Annotated in this window: 3 protein-coding genes and 1 pseudogene; all 4 read right to left on the reverse strand. The window is 72.0% G+C overall.

The genetic code is table 11. The features are described 5' to 3' along the window. Window positions 1–115: 115 nt before the first annotated feature. Window positions 116–4624: pseudogene (locus ACMXN5_RS30085) on the reverse strand (type I polyketide synthase); the annotation flags it as partial. 2 nt (window positions 4625–4626) lie between these two features. Next, window positions 4627–5742, reverse strand: a complete 1116-nt coding sequence (locus ACMXN5_RS30090) for an alpha/beta fold hydrolase (RefSeq protein WP_439677885.1) — start codon at window positions 5740–5742, stop codon at window positions 4627–4629. Window positions 5743–5821: 79 nt separating this feature from the next. Beyond that, window positions 5822–17587, reverse strand: coding sequence for an SDR family NAD(P)-dependent oxidoreductase (locus ACMXN5_RS30095; RefSeq protein ID WP_439677886.1), 11766 nt, complete (start codon window positions 17585–17587; stop codon window positions 5822–5824). A gap of 44 nt (window positions 17588–17631) precedes the next feature. Next, window positions 17632–24066: a type I polyketide synthase gene (locus tag ACMXN5_RS30100; RefSeq protein WP_439678117.1), complete on the reverse strand. Its 6435-nt coding sequence runs from the start codon at window positions 24064–24066 to the stop codon at window positions 17632–17634. Window positions 24067–24266: the final 200 nt, after the last annotated feature.

Genomic DNA, 24266 nt, shown 5'->3' on the forward strand with positions numbered 1-24266 from the left:
TGGTGGGGGCGGGCGAGGACGACTCTCACGGGGGGCGCTTAAAGGATCCTTAACGCCGGGTTTACCGGGTTCAGGCGGCCGTACGGCCGGCGAGTTCGGCCCGCAGATAACGTCCGAACGCGGCCGGGGAGGGGTGGTCGTAGGGCGCGGTCGCGGGCAGGTCCAGACCGGTGGCGGCGCTGAGTTGGTTGCGCAGTTGCAGCGCGGTGAACGAGGACATGCCCAGATCGAGCAGGCTCGCCGTCGGGTCCACCGCCGCGGGCGAGTCGTGGCCCAGGATGGCGGCCGCATGCTCGGTGATCAGATCCGTCAGCACCTTCTCCTCCTCGTCCACGGACAGCGCCGCCAACCGCTCGCGCAGCCGCTCGGCGGCATCCGGATCCACCACCGAGGCGAGCGCGGGCGCGGGGCCCGCGTGGGAGCGGGCGACCTCCGGCAGATCGCGCACCAGCGCACCGGGCGAGGCGAGCGCCGACCACGGCACGTCGGCGATCACCAACGACACGTCGCCGTCCGTCGAGGCCGCGGCGCCGAACAGGGCCGGGAAGACCAGATCCGCCACGACCACGTGGCCCGCGTCGCCCGCCCCGAATTCGTGCGTGCTCTCCGTCCACGGCCCCCAGCACGCCGCGACCGCGGGCAGACCGGCGGCCCGCCGCTGCCGGGCCAGGGAGTCGAACAGGGCGGGAACGGCCGTGTCGGCCGCCGGAGCCGGGGCCGGCAGCGCCGCCGCGCCGGGCGAGATCAGTACGAAGGAGGCGGGCCCGCCATCGCGCGTCAAGGCGTCGAGCACGACGGCCGGAGCCGCCTCGCGCACGGTCGCGGCCACGCAGACGAGCAGCGTGAGCGGATGGTCGGCCGACCCGGCGGCCACCAACGCGGCCAGCGCGTCCGCGTCGTCGAGATCGCAGTCCACGACCGTGACCGCGTCCGGCAGATCCCGGGCCACGGCTCGGGCGCCGGAACCGGCCAACACCACCCGCTCGCGGCCGTCGCGCACGAGCCGACGCGCCGCGGCCAAGGCCAGCGGATCGGTACCGACGACCAGCGCCGCCCCCTCGGCCGACGCCTCGCCCGCCTCGACCGCCGTGTGCCACCAGCGACGCACGAAGACCCCGTCGGCGCGCACCGCGACCTCGTTCTCCGCACCGGGTTCGGCCAGCAGCGCCGCGAGCCGCCCGGCGGCCCGCTCGTCCACCACCTCGCCCAGGTCCACCAGACCGCCGCCGCGCAGCCGATCCCGCAGCCCCCACAACGCCGCGTCGGCCGGCCGCCGCGGCGGATCGGCCGGGCCGACCGACACCGCGCCCCGCGTCGCCACCCACACCGGCGCCCCGACCCCCACCGCGTGCAACGCCGCCAACAGCGCGAGGGTGCGCTCGGCGGCGGCGCCCAACTCGGCCGACCCGGTCGCGAACCACAACACCCCGTCGATGCCCGCCGCGTCCGGCACCGCCCGCGCCACCGCGTCCGCGACATCGCCGCCGGGCGCGAGCAGCACCCGCGACACCCGGCGCAGCCCGGCCGACGACAGCGCCGCGATGTCGGCGACCGCGCCCGCGTCACCCTCCTCGGCCACCGCCAACCAACGCCCCGACGACGGCGATTCGCCGCTCTCCTCGCTCTCGCCCGGCAACGGCTTCCACCCCGAGCGATACCACCACCGCCTGCTGCGGCGCAGCGTCGACAATGCGGGCAACAACTCGCGCAACGCCCGCTCCTGCGCGCCGCGCAGGCCCAGCTCGGCCGCGGACACGGCGACGTCGCCCTCCTCGACCGCCGCCCAGAACCGGGCCTCGGCACCACCGGTGTGCTGTTCGGGCGCGGTCTGCTCGGCCGTCTGCTCCAGCCAGTAGCGGCTGCGCTGGAACGCGTAGGTGGGCAGCGAAACCTCGCGCCCGCCCCCCGCCGGCGCGACGTCGGCGAACCACCGTCGCCAGTCCACCGCGACACCTCGGATGTGCGCCTGCGCCAGCGCCCCCGCCACCGTCGCCGGCTCCGACCGGTCCCGGCGCAACAACGGGGCGACCACCGCCGCGTCGCGCTCCGCGGCCAAGGATTCCTGAGCCATCGGGGTGAGCGTCGCGTCGGGCCCCAACTCCAGATAGGTACCGACGCCCTGCCCACTCAACCAGCGCACCCCCTCGTGGAAGCGCACCGTGCCGCGCACATGGCGGACCCAGTACTCCGGCGAGGCCAACTCCCGTGCCGTGGCCGGCACTCCCGTCTCGTTCGAGACGATCGGCAACCTCGGCGCGGCGAAGCGGAGCCCGCGGGCCACCTCGCGGAAGTCGGCCAGCATGGCGTCCATGTGCGGCGAGTGGAAGGCGTGGCTGACCCGCAACGTGCGCGCCTTGTGCCCGAGATGACGCCAGCGCGCGGCCACCGCCGCGACCGCGTCCGCGTCCCCGGAGATCACCGTCGACGTCGGCCCGTTCACCGCCGCGATCGCCACCCGCTCCTCGTAGCCCGCCAGCAGCGGCGACACATCGCGCTCGCCCGCCCGCAACGAGGCCATCGCCCCGTCACCGGGCAGCGCCTGCATCAACCGACCGCGCGCGGCGACGAGCGCGCACGCGTCGGGCAGCGTCAGCACCCCCGCCGCGTGTGCGGCGGCCAACTCGCCGATGGAGTGACCGATCAGGTAGTCGGGCTCGACCCCGTAGTGCTCCAGAAGACGGAACAGCGCGATCTCCACCGCGAACAAGGCCGCCTGGGTGTACCCGGTGCGATCCAACAGCGCCGCGTCGGCCGACCCGGCCTCAGCCGCCAAAAGACCCGCCAACGGCCGGTCCAGGTGCCGGTCCAACTCCGCGCACACCTCGTCCAGGGCCGTGCGAAAGGCCGGGAACACCGAGCCCAGTTCGGCGCCCATCCCGGCCCGCTGGCTGCCCTGGCCGGTGAACATGAACGCGGTGGACCCGCGCGCCGCCCGACCCACGAGCAGCCCGGGCGCCACGCCGCCGTCGGCCAGCACGGCCAACGCCCGCAGCCGGCCCGCCGCGTCCGGCGCGACCACCGCCGCACGATGCTCGAAGGCGGTCCGGGTGGTGGCCAGCGCCCTGCCCACGTCCACGGCGCCCGGCTCCGGCGCGGTCGAGACCGCCGCGTGCAGCCGGCGCGCCTGGTCCCGCAACGCCTGCGCGCTCCGGGCCGACAACAGCCACGGCGCCGGCCCCTCAGGGGCGTGCGCACGCGGCCCGTCCCCGCCCGACGGCGTGGCCGGGGTGTCCGGCGGGGCCTGTTCGAGCACCAGGTGCGCGTTCGTTCCGCTGATCCCGAATGAGGACACCGCCGCCCGGCGCGGCCGCTCCACGGCCGGCCACGGCACCTCCCGCGCCAACAGCGACACGGCCCCCGCGTCCCAGTCGATGTGCGGCGAGGGCTCGTCCACGTGCAACGTGCGCGGCAGCACACCGTGCCGCAGCGCCTGCACCATCTTGATCACGCCCGCCACCCCGGCCGCCGCCTGGGTGTGTCCGATGTTCGACTTGATCGAGCCCAGCCACACCGGCCGCCCCTCGGGGCGGTCCCGACCGTAGGTGGCGATGATCGCCTGCGCCTCCACCGGGTCGCCCAACGACGTCCCGGTGCCGTGCGCCTCCACCACGTCCACCTCGGCCGGCGACAACCGCGCGTTGGCCAACGCCTGCCGGATCAGCCGCTCCTGCGCCGGACCGTTGGGCGCGGACAGGCCGTTGCTCGCCCCGTCCTGATTGACCGCCGAGCCGCGCAGCAGCGCCAATACCGGATGGCCGTTGCGCCGCGCGTCACCGAGGCGCTCCAACAGCACGAGCCCGACGCCCTCGGCGAATCCGGTGCCGTCCGCCGCCCCGAACGACTTGCAGCGGCCGTCCGCCGACAACCCTCGCTGCCGGCTGAACTCCACGAACAGCGCGGGCGTGGCCATCAGGGTCACCCCGCCGGCCAGCGCCAGCGAGCAGTCGCCGTGCCGCAGTGCCTGCGCCGCGACGTGCAGACTCACCAGCGACGACGAGCAGGCGGTGTCCACGGTCACCGCCGGCCCCTGGAGCCCGAGGGAGTAGGCCACGCGCCCGGACGCGACGCTGCCGGCGCTGCCATTGCCCACCAGCCCCTCGAACTCCGCCGGCATCCGGTGCAGCCGCGAGGCGTAGTCGTCGTACATCACCCCGACGAACACCCCGGTCGGGGTTTCCCGCAACGTCGTCGGGTCGATCCTCGCGCGCTCGAACGTCTCCCACGCCACCTCCAACAACTGCCGCTGCTGCGGGTCGGTGGCCAGGGCCTCACGCGGGCTGATCCCGAAGAACCCCGCGTCGAAGCGGTCGGCGTCGTACAGGAACCCGCCCTGCCGGGTGTACGCGGTACCGGGATGGTCCGGGTCCGGGTGATAGAGCGCATCCAGGTCCCAGCCCCGGTTGTCGGGGAACCACCCGATCGCGTCCCGCCCGTCGGCGACCAGTCGCCACAGGTCCTCCGGATCGCGCACACCTCCCGGGTAGCGGCAGCCCATCGCCACGATCGCGATCGGCTCCTCGGCCCGGGCCTCCAGATCGCGCAGCCGCTGTTGCGCGCGACCCAACTTGGCGGTCACCCGCTTGAGATACTCGACGAGCCTGGTCTCGTCCGGTGTGTTCGCCACCATCAGCCGTTCACCCTTTCCGCGACCCTGCCCTGCTTCTTGAAGCGGTTGCGTGTGCGCGCCACGCGCCACAGCGTGCCGAGCACGGCGCGCTGCGGGCCTCGCCGACCGCTCATCCGGAGCAGATTCAGCAGGATCCACAACCGCGTCTCGACCACGTGGTCCGGCGAGCCGTGCACGTCGTCGTTGCCGATCAGCGTGAGCCGCCGGACGTGCTCGCGGATCGCCTCCGCGTCGCCGGGCGGGATGATCTCGTCACGCAGACTGGTCATGTAGGCGACCGGAATGTCCAGGGCCGCCAACTCGTCCTTGCCCAGGCCCCATTCGCTCATGTGCGCACCCACCTCGTCGGGCGCGACCCGCGCCAGGTGGGCCAGGGTGTCCCGGGTCACCCGGGGCACCTGTCGTCGCCATTCCGCGTCGGAGAAGAAGTGCTCGATCGGCGCCCCGGCGGTGATCACGCCCTTGATCCGGTCGTCGTGCGTCGCCGCACGCAACGCGAGATGCCCGCTGAAGCTCAACGCCACCGCGTACACCGACTCCACCGGCGCGTGCCGGGCGACCGCGTCCAGCACCGCGGGGAACATCCGCCAACTGTCCGCGTCGTAGCGCAGCCCGTTCTCGCCCACGCCGGGCATCTCGGTGACCACACCGGCCATTCCGAGCCGCTTCGCCTGGGCCAGGACCGGGGCCCACTGCTCCTTGACGCTGACGATCCCGCCCGTCACCAACAGGATCGGACGAGCCCCGGTCGGCGACAGATTGGCCGTCCAGCAGCGCAACGGCCCGTCCGGCGATTCCACGTGCAACGGCTCGATGTCGCCCTGGGTCCGGCGCCACAGGTCGAACGCGGCCACACAACGATCGAGGGCGTGCTGCCGGGCCGGCCCGTCCACGAACGGGAAGCGGGCCATGTTGTAGTGCCGACAGGCGTCGAGCGGACGGCCCTTCGCCTCCAACTCCCGCGCCGCGTCGCTCCATGCCCGGACCCACGAGCCCTCGGTGTCGCCGCGGTCGTGGGTCACGTTCGCGACGATCTCGCGATAGCGCGCGGTCGGGATGTTCTGGGACCTGGCGTGGATCTCCACGAATTGCTTCAGCTCGTCGATGTCGTTCATACGGGACGCCTTCCGGCGGGCGATGGATGGGCGGCTGCGGTGGCGGGCGTGCGGCTCGTGGGCTCGCGGGGGTGGCGCTTCACAGCGCACCGAACTGCCGGTCGATGAGATCGAGGATGCCCGCGGCGGATGCCGTCTCGATCTCGGTGTCGAGGTCCGGCGCCTGCGGGTCGGTGACGTCGTGCGCGTCGTCCAGGCTGCGGAGAATCTCCCGCAGCCGGATGACGGCCTCGCCGCGCGTACGGTCCTCGGCGGTCAACCCGGCCACTGCCGCGTGGAACCGGTCGAGGTCGGCCAGGAGTGCCGACGTGGCCGAGGCGCCGTCGTCGTCCAGACGCTCGTCCAGGAAACGGGCCACCGCGAACGGGGTCGCGTGGTCGAAGACGAGTGTGGCCGGCAGGCGCAGTCCGGTGGCGGCGCCGAGCCGGTTGCGCAGCTCCACCGCCGTCATCGAATCGAATCCCAGGTCCTTGAACTGACGGTCGTCGATCTCCTCGTGCCCGCTGCCCCCGCGACCCGACACGCTCGCGACCGTGTCCCGGACCAGGTCGAGCAGCGCCTTCCGGCGTTCCTCGGCCGGGAGTTCGGCATAGGCGCGGCGCCTCGGCGCGGGCTGCGCGACGGTGCGTCGGCGCAGGTCGATCACGGTGAGGGCGGGCCGCGGTGCGGCCAGCGCGGAACTCAGCAGGGTGAGCGCGTGTGGCGTCGCCAAGGGGACGACGCCCTGGTCTCGGTGGCGTTCGTGGTCGACGGCGGTGAGTGTGGCGGTGAGGTTGCTGGTCTGCTGCCAGGGACCCCACGCGAGGCTGGTGCCGGGCAGGCCCCGTGCATGGCGGTGGTGGGCGAGGGCGTCCAGGAAGGTGTTGGCCGCCGCGTAGTTGGCCTGCCCGGGACTGCCGAACGTGGCCGCCGCCGAGGAGTACAGGATCAGGGCGGGGGCGGGGGTGAGCCGCGCGCCGAGGGTGTGCAGGTGCCAGGCGGCGTCGATCTTCGGGGGCAGCACGATGTCGAGGTGTTCGGTCGTCTGGTTGGTGAGCGCGGCGTCGGCGAGGGTGCCGGCGGCGTGGAAGATCGCGGTGAGCGGGTGGGCCGGGTCGATGCCGTCGAACAGCTCCGCCATCCGTGAGGGGTCGCTCGCGTCCGCTCGCACGACGGCGACCTCGGCGCCCAGCTCCCCGAGTTCGGCGACGATCGTGTCGGTTTCGGGGGTGCTACCGGTGCGGCTGGTCAGCACCAGGTGCCTGGCGCCGTGGCGGGTGATCAGGTGACGTGCCGTCAGCGACCCGAGGGTGCCGGTGCCACCGGTGATCAGGACGGTCCCGTCGGGGTCGATCGTGAGGGACGAGTTTTCCTCTTCCTCGGCGCCGGCCGGGGCGTAGGCGGTCAACGTCGGTGCGAGCAGGCGGTCCGCCCGGACGGCCAGCTCGGGTTCCGCCGCCGTGACGGCGGACGCCAGGGCCTGCGGCGCGCGCAGGCCGCCGTCGCCGTCGACGTCCACCATCCCGAAGCTGCCCGGATGTTCGCTGTGCGCCGAGCGGAGCAGCCCCCACAGCGGTGCGTGCGCCAGGTTGTCCAGCCGCTCGCCCGGCCCGGTGGCCACGGCATCGCGGGTGACGAACACCAGGCGCGAGCGCTCGTACGCGGGCTGGGCCGGCCACTCCCGCGTCAACGCGAGTGCCCGCTCCACGGCATACCGCGCTGCCTGCGGTACGTCCATGCCCGACGCCTCCTCGGCGGACGGGTCGACCGCCGGCCCGTCCGCCGGCACCAGGACGACGGCGGGCACAGGAGCGCCGGCGCGGATCGCCGCGTTCAGCGCATCGAGGTGTGGATGGGCGACGACGTCGTGTCCGGCGGCGGCCAGGGCCGTCGCGAGCCAGTGACCGGGTTCCGCGAGCACAACCGGATTCGTGGGCTCCGCCGGGGAGTTGCCGGCGTCGTACGGTTCCCACCGCACCACGTGCAGGCCCTTCGCGGGGCGATGGTCGAGCGCGGCGAGTTGTTCCGGGCCGATCACCCGGGTCGTCAGCGTCTCGACGTCGAGGAGATGTGCGCCGTCGGGGTCGGTCACGGTCACGGTGAACGTATTCGATCCGGTGCGGCTCAGTCGCGCCCGCACGAACGTGGCCGCCCCCGGCGTGTGGCGCACGTCGCCGAACGCGAACGGCAGGTGCAGGTCGCGGCCGTCGGCGAAGACGGCCGCCAACGGCTGGAACGCGGCGTCGAGGAGGGCGGGGTGGATGGTGTGGCCGGTCGGGTCGGCGTCGTCCGGCAGGCGGATCTCGGCGTAGAGGTCGTCGCCGTCGCGCCACAGGGCGGTCAGCCCCTGGAAGAGCGGCCCGTACCGGTAGCCCTGGCGGGCGAAGTCCGCGTATCGGTCGAGCAGATCCACGGGCTTCGCCCCGACCGGGGGCCACGCGCCGGCCGTCGTCCGGTCGGCCGTGGCCCGGGCGCCCGCCGGGGCGACGGTGGCACCGGCGTGCCGGGTCCAGGCGCCGGGCGCGGAGTCGGGGTCTGCCGACTCGGGCCGCGAGTGGATGGCCAGCAGGCGGTGCCCGGACTCGTCCGGGGCGCCGACGGACAGTTGCAGGTGTATCGCCTGCTGCTCGAAGAGCGCCAACGGAGCGTGCAGGACCAGGTCCTCCAGATCGTGCCGACCATCGAGCAGCCCGATCGTGTGCAGGGCGAGGTCGAGGAAGGCGGCTCCGGGGAGCAGGACGGTGTCGTGTACGGCGTGGTCGGCGAGCCAGGGGTGGGTGGCCAGGGACAGCCGGCCGGTCAGCACCAGTCCGTCCCCATCCGCCAGTTCCACGGCGGCGCCCAGCAGCGGGTGCGGCGACGCGAGTTGTCCCAGACCGCCGGCGTCGGCCCGGGTGTGGCCGGCTTCGACCCAATAGGTCTCGGGCCGGAAGGGATAGGTCGGCACGTCCGCCGCGAACGCCGCGGCCGAGGGCGGCCACTCGGGGAGCAGTCCGGTGGCGAACGCGCGGGCGAGTGCGGTGTGTACCCGTGCGGGGGTGTCTTCGTCGCGGGTCAGGGTGCCCTGCACGGTGGCGGGTATCGGACCGCCCTTGGCGCTGTTCGCGTTCTCGTCGATGATCTCGAGGATGGCCGCGGTCAGCACCGGATGCGGGCTGGCTTCGATGAAGTGCGTGTACCCGTCGCGTAGTTGGGCTTCGATGGTCTCTTGGAAGCGGACGGTGGTGCGGAGGTTGGTGTACCAGTGTTCGGGGGTGCAGGCGGTGCCGTCGATGGGTGCCGCCGTGACGGTGGAGTAGAGGGGGGTGGTGGTGGGTTGGGGGGTGATGGGGGCGAGGTTGGTGAGGATGTGTTGGTGGAGTGGTTCGACGTGGGGGCTGTGTGAGGCGTAGGTGACGGGGATGCGTCGGTGTCGGATGTCGTTGTCGAGGCAGTGTGCCTGGAGTTGGTCGAGTGCTTGGTGGTTTCCGGAGATGACGGTGGAGTGGGGGCCGTTGAGGGCGGCGATGGTGAGGTGGGGGTGGTGGGTGAGGAGTTCTTCGACGGTGTGTGGGGGTTGGGCGATGGAGAGCATGCCGCCGTGGGTGGTGAGGGTGGTGATGGCTTGGGAGCGTAGGGCGATGATGCGGGCGGAGTCGTGGAGGGTGAGGGCTCCGGCGATGTGGGCGGCGGCGATTTCGCCTTGGGAGTGGCCGATGACGGCGTCGGGGTGGATGCCGTGGTGTTCCCACAGGCGGGCGAGACTGATCATCATGGCCCACAGGGCGGGTTGCACGACGTCGACGCGGTCGAGGCTGGGGGCTTGGTCGGTTCCGGTGACGACGTCGACGAGGTTCCAGTCGACGTAGGGGGCGAGAGCGTCGGCACAGGCGTTGAGGTGTTCGGCGAACACCGGTGACGTATCCAGGAGTCGGGCGCCCATGCCGACCCATTGCGCGCCCTGGCCCGGGAACACGAACACGGTCCTACCCGGGCGGGCGACGTCGCGGTCGAGGGCGGGGTGGGACGCGTCGGCGGCCAAGGCGTCGAGTGCGGCCACGAGTTCGTCGCGGTCGTCGGTGACGATCGTCGCCCGATGCTCGAACACGGAACGTGTACGCAGGGCCGCGGCGAGCGCGGCCGGCGTCGTCTCGGGGCGCTCGACGAGGTGGGCGCGCAGGCGTTCGGCGTGCGCGCGCAGGGCGTGCTCGTCCTTCGCGGACAACGTGACCACGGCCGGCCCCGGCGGGTCCACGCGGTCGGTGTGCTGCGGGGTGGGGTCGCCCTGTTCGAGGACGAGGTGGGCGTTGGTGCCGCTGATCCCGAACGAGGACACCGCCGCCCGCCGCGGCCGGTCCGGGGTGCGCGGCCACGGCCGGGCCTCGGTGAGCAGGGAGACGGTGCCGGTGTCCCAGTCGACGTGGGGGGTCGGCTCGTCCACGTGCAGCGTCGCGGGCAGGGTCTCGTGTCGCAACGCCTGGACCATCTTGATCACACCGGCGATCCCGGCGGCGGCCTGGGTGTGCCCGATGTTCGACTTCACCAACCCCAACCACAACGGCCGCTCGGGGTCGCGGTGTTGCCCGTACGTGGCCAACAACGCCTGCGCCTCGATCGGATCCCCGAGCGTGGTGCCCGTCCCGTGCGCCTCCACCGCGTCGACCTGATCGGCCGTCAATCCGGCGTTGGTCAGGGCGCTGCGGATGACCCGCTGCTGCGACGGCCCGTTCGGCGCCGTCAAACCGTTGCTGGCGCCGTCCTGGTTGATCGCCGAACCCCTGATCACGGCGAGTACGGTGTGGCCGTTGTCGCGGGCTCGGCTCAGTGGTTCGAGCAGGACCAGGCCGACGCCCTCGGCGAGTGCGAATCCGTCGGCGCCGGCGGCGAAGGGCTTGCAGCGGCCGTCCGGGGCCAGACCGCGCTGGCGGCTGAACTCCAGGAACGGGGTCGGCGTCGACATGACGGTGACGCCGCCCGCGAGTGCCAGGTCGCATTCGCCGTTGCGCAGTGCCTGGCTCGCGAGGTGGATCGCCACCAGCGACGACGAGCAGGCGGTGTCGACGGTGATCGCCGGACCCTCCAGACCCAACGTGTACGCGATGCGCCCGGACGCCACGCTGGTCGTGGTGCCGGTGGCCAGGTAGCCCTCCAGGTTGCGCGCGTGGTGGGGCGCCGGGTTGTCCGCGTAGTTCTGTGCCACGACGCCGGTGAAGACCCCGGTGTTGCGCACGGTCGGCGCGGTGGGATCGAGGCGGGCGTTCTCGAAGGTTTCCCACGCCGTTTCGAGGAGCAGCCGCTGCTGCGGGTCCATCGCCGCCGCCTCGCGCGGCGAGATCCCGAAGAAGACGGCGTCGAAGTCGCCCGCGTCGTGCAGGAAACCACCCTCCCGGGCGTAGGTGTGGCCGGTGGCGTCCGGGTCCGGGTCGTGCAGTCGGGCGGTGTCCCAACCCCGGTTCTCGGGGAGGACGCTGATCGCGTCCGTCCCGTCGGTGATCAGCCGCCAGAGGTCCGCCGGCCCCCGCACGTCACCCGGGAAACGGCACCCCATGCCGACGATCGCGATCGGCTCCTCGCTCCCGGCGGAGACGACCGCGGCGCTCGGTGTCGGCGCGGACGCAGGCGCGGCCGTGGCCGCCGTCGGCTCGGCATCGGCGAGTTGTGTGCGCAGGAATGCCGCGAGCCGAGCGGGGGTGGGGTGGTCGAAGACGAGGCTGCTGGGGAGACGCAGTCCGGTCGCGTTGTTGACCAGGTTGCGCAGTTCGACGGCCGTCAGCGAGTCGAACCCGAGGTCCTTGAACGGCCGATCCGCGTCGACCGCCTCCGGCGTCGCGTGTCCGAGGATCTGTGCCACCTGGGTGCGAACGAGTTCCAGCAGCGTTCGCGTTTGCTCCGCCTCGAAGAGCCCGACGAGCTTCGCGGTCGGGGTCGCGGTACGAGCCGGCGTTCGTGTACCGCGTTCGCTCCGGTGCTGTCCGAGGTTGATCGGGGCGAGGGTGGGATGCGGCGTGCCCAGTGCGGTGTCAAGGAGGGCGAGGGCGTGCGGCGTGGTCAGCGGGGTGATGCCGTGGGCCCGGTGGCGCTGATGGTCGGCCGCACCGAGTCCGGCGGTGAGGTTGCTCGTCTCCTGCCAGGGACCCCAGGCGAGGCTGACGGTGGGGTGCCCCTGGGAGTGGCGATGGTGGGCGAGGGCGTCCAGGAAGGCGTTCGCCGCCGCGTAGTTGGCCTGTCCCGCGCTGCCGAGCGTTGCGGCGGCGGAGGAGTACAGGATGAGGGTGGGTGCCGGTCGAAGGTGCCTGGTCCTCTCGTGCAGGTGCCACGCGGCGTCGATTTTGGGTGGCAGGACGGTGTCGAGGTGTTCGGTCGTCTGGTTGGCGAGTGTGGCGTCGGCGAGGGTGCCGGCGGCGTGGATGATCGCGGTGAGTGGGTGGGCCGGGTCGATGGAGGCCAGGAGGGTGTCGGTTTGTTGGGGGTCGGTGGCGTCGGTTGGGGTGATGGTGACGTGGGCGCCGAGTTCGGTGAGTTGGGCCTGTAGTGCCTCGGTTTCCGGGGTGTTGCCGGATCGGTTGGTGAGGATCAGGTGGCGGGCGCCGTGTTGGGTGACGAGGTGGCGTGCGGTGAGTGTGCCGAGGGTCCCCGTGCCACCGGTGATCAGAATGGTCCCGTCGGGGTCGATGCCCCGGGGGAGGGTGAGCGTGAGTTTCCCCGTGTGATGTCCCTGGGACAGGTGTCGCAGGGCCTGGGGAGCGTGTGTGACGTGCCAACCGGTCGTCGGCAGCGGCCGTATGGAGCCGTTGGCGAACAACCGGGCCAGTACGGCGAAGATCCGGCCGATCCGGTCGAATCTCGCGTCGGTCAGATCGAACGCCCGATACTCGACCCCGGGATGCCGCGCCGCGACCTCCGCGCCGTCTCGGATGTCGGCCTTGCCCATGTCGATGAACCGCCCGCCGCGAGGCAGCAACCGCAGTGTGGTGTCCGTGTGTTCGTCGGCGAGCGAGTGCAGGACCACGTCCAGACCGGCCCCGTCGGTGGCGGTCAGGAACCGGTCGGCGTAGTCGTGGGTACGGGAGTCCGCCACGCGGTCGGCCTGATAGCCCAGCTCGGCCAGGGTCTCGTGCTTGCTCCGGCTCGCCGTCGCGTAGACGTCGGCGCCGATGTACCGGGCGAGTTGGCCGGCGGCTTGGCCCACGCCGCCGGTGGCGGTGTGGATGAGCAACCGCTCGCCGCGACGCAGGGCCGCCAGGTCGTGCAGCGCGTGGTACGCCGTGGCGAACGCTACGGGGACGGCCGCCGCCTGCGCGTCCGACCAGTCGTCCGGTACCGGCATGAGCAGTCGATGATCGGTGATCGTCACCGACGCGGTGCCGTGTTCCAGGAGGCCCATGACCCGATCACCAGGGCGCACGTTCGGCACATCCGGCCCGACTTCGAGCACCGTGCCGGCGCCCTCGCCGCCCACGTGCGGACGCTCCCCGGGGTACAGCCCGAGCGTGATCAGGGTGTCTCGGAAGTTGAGGCCGACCGCCGCCGGGGCCAAGCGCACTTCACCGGGGCCCAGTGGACGGGTCAGCTCGGGCGCGGGTACGAGCGCGAGCCCGTCGAAGCCGCCCGGACGGGGTACTTCCAGCCGCCACGGGGTCGGGCCCGACGGAACCACCAACGGTGATGTGTGTCGGACAAGTCGGGGTGCGAGTATCTGCCGGTGCCGGATCGCGAGCTGCGGTTGCCCGTCGGTCGCGCCGGCGGCGATCGCGGCGGCCAGCAGGCCGGGGTCGGCGTGCGGGTCGGTGTCCACGATGGCGAACAGGTCGGGGTGCTCGGCCTGCGCGCTCCGGAGCAGCCCCCACAGTGGGGCCTGCGCCAGGTTGGTCAGGGGATCGCCGTGGTGGGTGGGTACGGCCCGGCTGGTGACGACGACCAGCCGAGCGGAGGAGGCGCGCGAGTCGTCGACGGCGAGCCGGTCCTGAAGCCCGCGCAGTATCAGCGCCGTGGTCCGGAACGCGGCGGCGGGCAGCGCCGGTTCGTGCGACATGACCTGCGGCGCGGCGAGGAGGAGCGTGCCGGCGCCCGCCCGGAGTGCCGAGGGCACGTCGGGGTGTGCGGGCAGATCGAGCGCGGCGAGGGCGGGAATCGCCCCGATGTCTTCGGGGGTGCCGAGGACCGCCCACCCCGCGGTGTCCGGGGGAGTATCGACCTTCGTGGGGTAGGGGTGCCAGTCGAGTCGGTGCAGCGACTCGTTCGATCGGGCCGTCGAGATCGCGAGCTGCGCACGGCTGATCGGCCTGGTCGTGACCGTGGCGACGGTCGCGACGCGGCGCCCGGCGTCGTCGGTCAGCGTGATGGCGTGCTCGTGGTTGCCCGTGGCGGTGATGTGCGCGTGTGCGTGCGTACCGCGTACGAAGTCGGGGGAGAGCCGGATCCCGCCGAAGGTGAACGGCAGCCGGATCTCCTCGGCGCCGGCCTCGGCGAGCAGCAACGGGTGCAGTGCCGCGTCGAGGAGGGCGGGGTGGATGGCGTGGCCGGTCGGGTCGGCGGCATCCGGCAGGCGGACTTCGGCGTGCCAACCCGCGTCGTCGCGCGCCAGTGCCGTCAGCCCCTGGAAGGTCGGCCCGTAGTGGTAGCCCTGCTCGGCGAAGTCCGCGTAGGCGTTGCCGATGTCCACGGCGACGGCGCCCGCCGGACGGCGCTCGGTCGTGGACGCCGGCTCGGTCCAGAATCCGGTGCCCAGCGTGGCGGTGGCGTGTCGGGTCCAGGCCACCGATGGGCTGTCGGATCGGTCGGAACCGGTGGAGTCTTCGGGGTCGTGCGTTTCGGGACGCGAGTACACGGACAGGGCCCGGCGTTGGTGTCCGTCCGGGGCGCCGACGCTGATCTGGAGGTGGAGCGCGTGGTGCTCGGGCAGCGGTAACGGGGCTTCCAGGGTGAGTTCCTCGATCGTCGAGCATCCGGTGAGGCCGGCGGCGTGCAGGGCGAGGTCGAGGAAGGCGGTGCCGGGGAGGAGGACGGTGTCGTGTACGGCGTGGTCGGCGAGCCAGGGATGGGTGGCGAGCGACAGCCGCCCGGTGAGCAACAGCGCTGCTCCGTCGGCCAGTTCCATGCTCGCGTCGAGGAGGGGATGGGTCGCGGCGCGCTGCCCGGAGCCGGCTGTGTGCTCGTGCCGTGCCGAGGCGAGCCAGAAGGTCTCGTGCCGGAACGGGTATGTGGGCAGCTGCTCTTGGGGCTGGGGTGCGGCGAACCGGGTGGGGGTGCGTCCGGCCACGTAGGCGTGTGCGAGAGCCGTGTGCCACCGGTGCAGGTCGCCGTGGTCGCGGCGGAGGGTGGCGACGGTGTGTGCGCGGACGCTCCGCTCGTTGATGGTGTCCTCGATCGGCGTGGTCAGCACCGGGTGTGGGCTGGCTTCGATGAAGAGCGTGTGTTCGTCGGTGAGGAGGGTTTCGATGGTTTCTTGGAAGCGGACTGTGGTGCGGAGGTTGGTGTACCAGTGTTCGGGGGTGAGGTGGGTGCCGTCGATGGGTGTGGTGGTGACGGTGGAGTAGAGGGGGACGGTGGTGGGTTGGGGGGTGATATCGGCGAGGTCGGTGAGGATTTGTTGGTGGAGTGGCTCGACGTCCGGGCTGTGTGAGGCGTAGGTGACCGGAATGCGACGGGCGTGGATGTCGTGGGTCTCGCAGTGTGCCTGGAGTTGGTCGAGTTCTTCGTGGTTTCCGGAGATGACGGTGGAGTGGGGGCCGTTGAGGGCGGCGATGGTGAGGTGGGGGTGGTGGGTGAGGAGTTGTCGGGTGGTGTGTGGGGGTTGGGCGATGGAGAGCATGCCGCCGTGGGTGGTGAGGGTGGTGATGGCTTGGGAGCGTAGGGCGATGATGCGGGCGGAATCTTCGAGGGTGAGGGCTCCGGCGATGTGGGCGGCGGCGATTTCGCCTTGGGAGTGGCCGATGACGGCGTCGGGGTGGATGCCGTGGTGTTCCCATAGGCGGGCGAGGCTGATCATCATGGCCCACAGCGCGGGTTGCACGACGTCGACGCGGTCGAGGCTGGGGGCTTCGTTGGTTCCGGTGACGACGTCGACGAGGTTCCAGTCGACGTAGGGGGCTAACGCCTGTGCGCAGGCGTTGAGGTGCTCGGCGAACACCGGTGAGGTGTCGAGGAGTTCGCGGGCCATGCCGGGCCATTGGGAGCCCTGACCGGGAAAGACGAAGACGGTCTTACCCGGACGGACGATGTCGCGTTCGAGGGCGGGATGGGACGCGTCGTCGTCGGCCAGGGCGTCGAGCGCGGCCACGAGTTCGTCGCGGTCGTCGGTGACGATCGCGGCGCGGTGGGTGAACGCGGCGCGGGCGGCGAGTCCGGCGGCGACGCGAGCGGGCGTGAGACCCGGGTGTGTGTCCAGGTGTGCGCGCAGGCGTTCGGCGTGCGCGCGCAGGGCGTGCTCGTCCTTCGCGGACAACGTGACCACGGCCGGGCCCGGCGGGTCCACGTGGTCGCTGTCCTGCGGGGTGGGGTCGCCCTGTTCGAGGACGAGGTGGGCGTTGGTGCCGCTGATCCCGAACGAGGACACCGCCGCCCGCCGCGGCCGGTCCGGGGTGCGCGGCCACGGCCGGGCCTCGGTCAACAAGGAGACCGCGCCGGTGCCCCAGTCGACGTGCGGCGTCGGCTCGTCCACGTGCAGCGTCGCCGGCAGGGTCTCGTGCCGCAACGCCTGGACCATCTTGATGACACCGGCGATCCCGGCCGCGGCCTGGGTGTGTCCGATGTTCGACTTCACCGACCCCAACCACAACGGCCGCTCGGGGTCGCGGTGTTGCCCGTAGGTGGCCAACAACGCGTGCGCCTCGATCGGATCCCCCAACGCCGTCCCGGTCCCATGCGCCTCCACCACGTCGATGTCGCCGAGTACCAATTGCGCGCTGTCGAGCGCCTGGCGGATCACCCGCTCCTGGGAGGGCCCGTTCGGCGCGGTGAGTCGACTGCTGGCACCGTCCTGGTTGACGGCCGAACCCCGGATCACGGCGAGTACGGTGTGGCCGTTGTCGCGGGCTCGGCTCAGGGGTTCGAGGAGGACCAGGCCGACGCCCTCGGCGAGTGCGAATCCGTCGGCGCCGGCGGCGAAGGGCTTGCAGCGGCCGTCCGGGGCCAGTCCGCGCTGGCGGCTGAACTCCAGGAAGGGGGTCGGGGTCGACATGACGGTGACGCCGCCCGCGAGCGCGAGGTCGCATTCGCCGTTGCGCAGTGCCTGGCTCGCGAGGTGGATCGCCACCAGCGACGACGAGCAGGCGGTGTCGACGGTGATCGCCGGACCCTCCAGACCCAACGTGTACGCGACCCGCCCCGACGCCACACTCGTGGTCGTGCCGGTGGCCAGGTAGCCCCCGAGGGCGCGGGCGTCCCGGGGGGCGACGTTCGACCCGTAATCCTGCGCGATCACGCCGGTGAAGACGCCGGTGCCGCTGTTGCGCAGCGTGGTCGGGTCGATGTGGGCACTTTCCAGCGTCTCCCACGCGGTCTCCAGGAGCAGCCGCTGCTGCGGGTCCATCGCCGCCGCCTCGCGCGGTGAGATCCCGAAGAAGCCCGCGTCGAAGTCGCCCGCGTCGTGCAGGAATCCACCCTCGCGGGCGTAGGTGCGACCGTCGGCTTCCGGGTCGGGATCGTACAGGTCCTCCAAGCGCCAACCCCGGGTGCCCGGATCGGTCGTGATGGCGTCGGTGCCTGCGGTGACCAGTTGCCAGAGGTCGGCCGGATCGTGTACGCCGCCCGGGAAGCGACAGCCCATACCGACGATCGCGATCGGCTCGTGGCGCTGTGTCTCGACCTGGTGCAGCCGGTCGCGCGTCTGCTTGAGGTCGAGCGTCACGAGCTTGAGATAGTCGCGGAGCTTGTCTTCGTTCGCCATCCGGAATCAGCCTCAACAGGTGGGAGCAGGTGACTGCTGGCGGGTCAGGAAATGCCGAATTCCTCGTTGATGTACTCGAAGATCTCGTCGTCCGTGGCCGACGCGATGTCGGTGCCGGGGGCACCCTCGGTCGCGGCGTGGGACTGCCGTGCGTTCAGTCGCGCCAGGAGGGCCGAGAGTCGTTCGGCCAGTTCGGTACGGGTCGCCTCGTCCGGCGGCGGGTCGGCCAGGATCGTTTCCAGGCGCGTCAGTTCGGCCGCCGCCGAGCGCGGGGGATCCGCCTCCGGGACCAGTCGGGCGCGCAGGTAGCGGGCGAAGGCGACCGGAGTCGGGTGGTCGAACAGGACCGTGCTGCCCAACCGATGGTCGAGCGCGGAGCTGAGCCGGTTGCGCAGTTCCATCGCGGTGAGTGAGTCGAACCCCTGGTCCATGAAGCCCTGTTCGACGTCGATCGTCTGCGCGGTGGGGTGCCCGAGGACGGTGGCCGCGTGGGTGCGGACCAGGTCGAGCAGCATGCGGTGCTGCTCGGCTTCCGACAGCGCGGCGAGCCTGGCGACCACGCCTTCGGTCGACCCGGACGAGGGCGACGGCCGGGCGGAACGGGTCTGCCGGCGAACGAGGTTGATCGGAACGAGGGCGGGATGGGGAGTGGTGAGCGCGATGTCGAGCAGGCCGAGCGCGTGTGCCGACCCGAGGGGTGTGATGCCCAGGGCGCGATGACGTTCGTGGTCGGCGGTGTCGAGGCCGGCGGTGAGGTTGCTGGTCTGCCGCCACGGACCCCAGGCGAGGCTGACGGTGGGGTGTCCCCGGGTGTGGCGTTGTTGGGCCAGGGCGTCGAGGAAGGTGTTGGCGGCGGCGTAGTTGGCCTGTCCCGGGCTGCCGAGGATTCCGGCCGCGGAGGAGTACAGGATGAGGGTGGGTGTCGGTCGAAGGTGCTTGGTCCTCTCGTGCAGGTGCCACGCGGCGTCGATTTTGGGTGGTAGGACGGTGTGGAGGTGTTCGGTGGTCTGGTTGGCGAGTGTGGCGTCGGCGAGGGTGCCGGCGGCGTGGATGATGGCGGTGAGTGGGTGGGTGGGGTCGATGGAGGCGAGGAGGGTGTCGGTTTGTTGGGGGTCGGTGGCGTCGGTTGGGGTGATGGTGACGTGGGCGCCGAGTTCGGTGAGTTCGGCGTGTAGTGCCTGGGCTTGTGGGGTGTTGCCGGATCGGTTGGTGAGGATGAGGTGGCGGGCGCCGTGTGCTGTGACGAGGTGGCGTGCGGTGAGTGTGCCGAGGGTTCCGGTGCCGCCGGTGATCAGGATCGTCCCGTCGGGGTCGATGCTCCGGGGGAGGGTGAGCGTGAGTTTCCCGGTGTGATGTCCCTGGGACAGGTGTCGCAGGGCCTGGGGAGCGTGCGTGACGTGCCAACCGGTCGTCGGCAGCGGTTCGAGGGTGCCGTCCGCGAACAGTGGGGAAAGGACCGCGAAGATGCGCCGAACCTCGTCCGGACCGATCGTGTTCAGGTCGAACGCGCGGTAGACCACGCCGGGATGTGCGCTCGCGATCGTCTCCGGATCGCGGATGTCGGCCTTGCCCATTTCCACGAATCGTCCACCGCGCGGCAACATCCGCAGCGAGGCGTCCACGTACTCCCCGGCGAGCGAGTTCAGGACGACATCCACCCCCCTGCCGTCGGTGGAACGCAGCAAATGCTCCTCGAAGTCGAGGCTGCGCGAGGAGGCGATGTGCGCCTCGTCGAAGCCCTGGGCGCGCAGGAGATGCCACTTGCCGGGGCTCGCGGTCGGGTACGGCTCGGCGCCCAGGTGTCGGGCTATTCGGACCGCGGCCATGCCGACGCCGCCCGTCGCCGCGTGCACGAGCACCGATTCGCCCGAGCGCAGCCCACCCAGGTCGACCAGCCCGTGGTAGGCGGTGAGGAACGCGACCGGGGCGCCGGCCGCCTGCGCGAACGTCCAGCCCTTGGGCACGGGGGCGAGGGCGCGTCGGTCGGCGACGGCCGTCGGGCCCACGCCGTCCGCGAACAGCCCCATCACCGCGTCGCCGGGCGCGAGGTCCGACACACCCGGGCCGGTCTCCAGTACGATCCCCGCACCCTCGCTGCCGATCGGTGCCGCGCCGGGGTAACTTCCCAACGCGATCAGCGCGTCGCGGAAGTTGAGACCGATCGCGTGCAGCGCGACTCGCACCCGGCCGGCGGTCAGCGGGCCGTCCGGCTCGGTCACGGGCAGCAGCGCCACGTTCTCCAGGGTGCCCCGGCCGGTCATACCGAGCCGCCAGGTCGGCGCGTCGGTGGGCACGGTGAGCGGCGGCAGGTACGGGACCAACTCCGGGATGAGCAACTGCTGCTGCCTGACGGCGACCTGTGGCCGGTCGGCGGCCACGGCCGCGATGACATTCGCGGTCTTGGTGCCCGCGGCCACGTCGACCAGCCCGAATCGGTCGGGGTGCTCGCTCTGGGCCGCGCGGACCAGGCCCCACAGTGGCGCGTGCGGCAGGTTGTCGAGGTGATCGCCGTGGTGGGTGGCGATCGCCTGCTTGGTCACGAACACCAGGCGGGACGCGGCGAACTCCTCGTACCCGAGCCACTCTTGCAACAGAGCAAGGGCACCCGATATCGCCGCACGGGCCTGCCCGGGTATGTCCGAGGTGTCGGCTTCGGCCGGGATCCGGCCGGCGTGCGCGATCACGACGTCCGGGACCGGAGCCCCGTTGCGGACCGCCTCGCGAAGCGCCGCGAGGTCCTGGTGGGTGTCGAAGATGGTGCCGGAGGCGTCCATGGCCTCGGCGAGGTTGGCGGAGGGGCGACCGAGCATCGCCCAGATACGGGCTCCGGCCGCCGGGCCCGCTGTCGTCGGGAGCGGCTGCCAGCGTTGCTCGTGCAGACCCTGCTCGTTCCGTGGCGTGAGCGCGGCGAGCCGGGCGGCGTCGATCGGCCGAGTGGTTACGGTGTCGATCGTGACGAGGTGGTCGCCCTGCGGGGTGTCGAGAGCGACCGAGAAGCCGTGTTCGCCGCCGGAACCCAGGCGCACCCGCGCACGGGTGGCACCGGTGGCCGTGTGCCGGATACCGGTGAAGGCGAACGGAAGTCGGGTGGTCTCGGTGTCGTCCCGGGTGAGCAGTACGGCATGCAGCGCGGCGTCGAGGAGGGCGGGGTGGATGGTGTGGCCGGTCGGGTCGGCGTCGTCCGGCAGGCGGATCTCGGCGTAGAGGTCGTCGCCGTCGCGCCACAGGGCGGTCAGCCCTCGGAAGAGCGGCCCGTAGTGGTGACCCTGCGCGGCCAGTTCCGCGTACGCGTCGGCGAGGTCGATCGGGCGCGCGCCGGCCGGGGGTTCCACGGCGTCGACTCGCGCGGGTTCGGTGGCCTCGGCGGCCGGCGCGAGGGTGCCGGTGGCGTGCCGGGTCCAGGCGCGCGGCGCGGCGTCGGGATCCGTGGTCTCGGCCCGGGAGTCGATCGTCAGGGGCCGGTGCCCGGTGTCGTCGGCAGGGCCCACGCTGACGTGTAGCCGAACCGCCTGTCGCTCGAAGAGCGGCAGCGGATTCTCCAGCGTCAGCTCTTCCAGATCGGGAGTGTCCTCGAACCGGGTCGCGGCGTGCAGGGCGAGGTCGAGGAAGGCGGTGCCGGGGAGGAGGACGGTCTCGTGTACCGCGTGGTCGGCGAGCCAGGGATGGGTGGCGAGCGACAGCCGCCCGGTGAGCAGGAGTCCGTCCGCGAGTTCCGTGCCGGCGTCGAGCAGCGGATGGGTCGACTCGCGCTGATCGAAGCCCGCCGTGTGCGTCGGTGTCGTCGAGGCGAGCCAGTAGCGCTCTCGTTGGAACGCGTACGTGGGCAGATCGGTCGCGATCGAGGGTGGGAGGAACGTGTCCCAGTCCGGGGTCGCGCCGTGGATGTGCGCGTGTGCGACGGCGGCGTGGAACGTACGGAGATCCCCGTGTTCGCGACGCAGTGTGCCGATCGCCGCGGCGCGGACGGGGTGGGCGTCGATGGTCTCGTCGAGGCCGACGGTGACCACCGGGTGTGGGCTGGTCTCGATGAAGAGGGTGTGTCCGTCGGTGAGGAGGGCTTCGACGGTCTCCTGGAAGCGGACGGTGGTGCGGAGGTTGGTGTACCAGTACTCGGGGGTGCAGGCGGTGCCGTCGAGCGGTGCCGCCGTGACGGTGGAGTACATCGGGATGTCCTCGGCCACGGCCTTGATGTCGGCGAGGTCGGTGAGGATGTGTTGGTGGAGTGGTTCGACGTGGGGGCTGTGTGAGGCGTAGGTGACGGGGATGCGTCGGTGTCGGATGTCGTTGTCGAGGCAGTGTGCCTGGAGTTGGTCGAGTGCTTGGTGGTTTCCGGAGATGACGGTGGAGTGGGGGCCGTTGAGGGCGGCGATGGTGAGGTGGGGGTGGTGGGTGAGGAGTTCTTCGACGGTGTGTGGGGGTTGGGCGATGGAGAGCATGCCGCCGTGGGTGGTGAGGGTGGTGATGGCTTGGGAGCGTAGGGCGATGATGCGGGCGGAGTCGTGGAGGGTGAGGGCTCCGGCGATGTGGGCGGCGGCGATTTCGCCTTGGGAGTGGCCGATGACGGCGTCGGGGTGGATGCCGTGGTGTTCCCACAGGCGGGCGAGGCTGATCATCATGGCCCACAGCGCGGGTTGCACGACGTCGACACGGTCGAGGCTGGGGGCTTGGTCGGTTCCGGTGACGACGTCGATGAGGTTCCAGTCGACGTAGGGGGCGAGGGCGTCGGCGCACTCGCCCAGCACTCGGGCGAACACCGGTGAGGTGTCCAGGAGTTCGCGGGCCATGCCGGGCCATTGGGAGCCCTGACCGGGAAAGACGAACACGACCCGGCAGTCCTCGTGCGCGATCGCGCGGACCGCGCCCGCTTCGAGGTCGCCGCGTGCCAGTGCGGCCAACCCGGCCAGGAGGTCGGCGCGGTCGTCGGCGGGCACGGCGGCCCGATGCTCCAGGGCGGCGCGGGTACGGGCGAGCGCCGCGCCGACTCCACGCGTATCCGCGTCGGGATGCGCCACCGCGAAGTCCCGTAACCGGGCGGCCTGGGCCCGCAGCGCCGGTTCGGTCCGACCCGACAGCAGCCAGGGCACGGAGATGCCGTCGGCGTCCTCGACGCCGACCTCGTTCGGGGTGGGGTCGCCCTGTTCGAGGACGAGGTGGGCGTTGGTGCCGCTGATCCCGAACGAGGACACCGCCGCCCGCCGCGGCCGATCCGGGGTGCGCGGCCACGGCCGGGCCTCCGTCAACAAGGAGACCGCACCGGATTCCCAGTCGACGTGCGGCGTCGGCTCGTCCACGTGCAACGTCGCCGGCAACGTCTCGTGCCGCAACGCCTGGACCATCTTGATCACACCGGCGATCCCGGCCGCGGCCTGGGTGTGCCCGATATTCGACTTCACCGACCCCAACCACAACGGCCGCTCGCGATCACGGCCCTGCCCGTACGTGGCCAACAACGCCTGCGCCTCGATCGGATCCCCCAACGCCGTCCCGGTCCCATGCGCCTCCACCACGTCGACCTGATCCGCCGTCAACCCCGCACCCGCCAACGCCGCCCGGATCACCCGCTGCTGCGACGGACCGCTCGGCGCCGTCAAACCATTGCTGGCACCATCCTGATTCACCGCCGAACCCCTGATCACCGCCAGCACGGTGTGACCGTTGTCGCGGGCTCGGCTCAGGGGTTCGAGCAGGACCAGGCCGACGCCCTCGGCCAGCGCGAACCCGTCGGCGCCGGCGGCGAAGGGCTTGCAGCGGCCGTCCGGGGCCAGACCGCGCTGGCGGCTGAACTCCAGGAACGGGTTCAGACTGGGCAGGACCGTCGCGCCGCCCGCGAGCGCGAGATCGCATTCGCCGTTGCGCAGCGCCTGGCAGGCCAGGTGCAGGGCGACCAGGGACGACGAGCAGGCGGTGTCGACCGTGACGGCCGGGCCCTCCAGGCCCAGTGCGTACGCGATTCGCCCGGACGCCACGCTCACCGTGTTCCCGGTCAGGAAGTAGCCCTCCCCGGCCCGGGTGACCGCGTCCCGGCCGGCGGGGACGTATTCCTGGGCGATCACCCCGGTGAAGACCCCGGTGTTGCCCCCGAACAGTGCGGTCGGGGCGATCCTGGCGTTTTCGAGGGTTTCCCACGCGGTTTCCAGCAGCAGGCGCTGCTGCGGGTCCATGGCCGTCGCCTCGCGCGGTGAGATCCCGAAGAAGCCCGCGTCGAAGTCGCCCGCGTCGTGCAGGAAACCGCTCTCTCCGACGTAGGTGTGCCCGATGGCGTCCGGATCCGGGTCGTGGGCCGACTCCAGGTCCCAGCCCCGGTCGTCGGGAAACGCCGAGATGGCGTCGACGCCGTCGCGAACCAGTCGCCACAGGTCCGAGGCGTCGCGCACGCCGCCCGGAAGGCGACATCCCATCCCCACGATCGCGATCGGTTCCGACCGGCCGGCTTCGAGCTCGCGCAGCCGGTCGCGCGTCTCCTGGAGCTCGCCCGTCACCCGCCGCAGATAGTCGCGCAGCTTGTCTTCGTTCGCCATCCGGTATCAGCCTCAACAGGTGGGAGAGAACGTACGTTTCGCCGACCGGAGCAGCAGTCGGGCACCGTGCCGCTCAGCGTTCGCAGAGGTGCTTAGAGGGCGCTTAAAACGTCCTTAACATCCTCCGGCCTGCGGTTTCGCGGCGGATGGGGGCCGTGGGC

It is taken from the genome of Embleya australiensis, from assembly GCF_051903075.1.
Classification (GTDB): Bacteria; Actinomycetota; Actinomycetes; order Streptomycetales; family Streptomycetaceae; genus Embleya.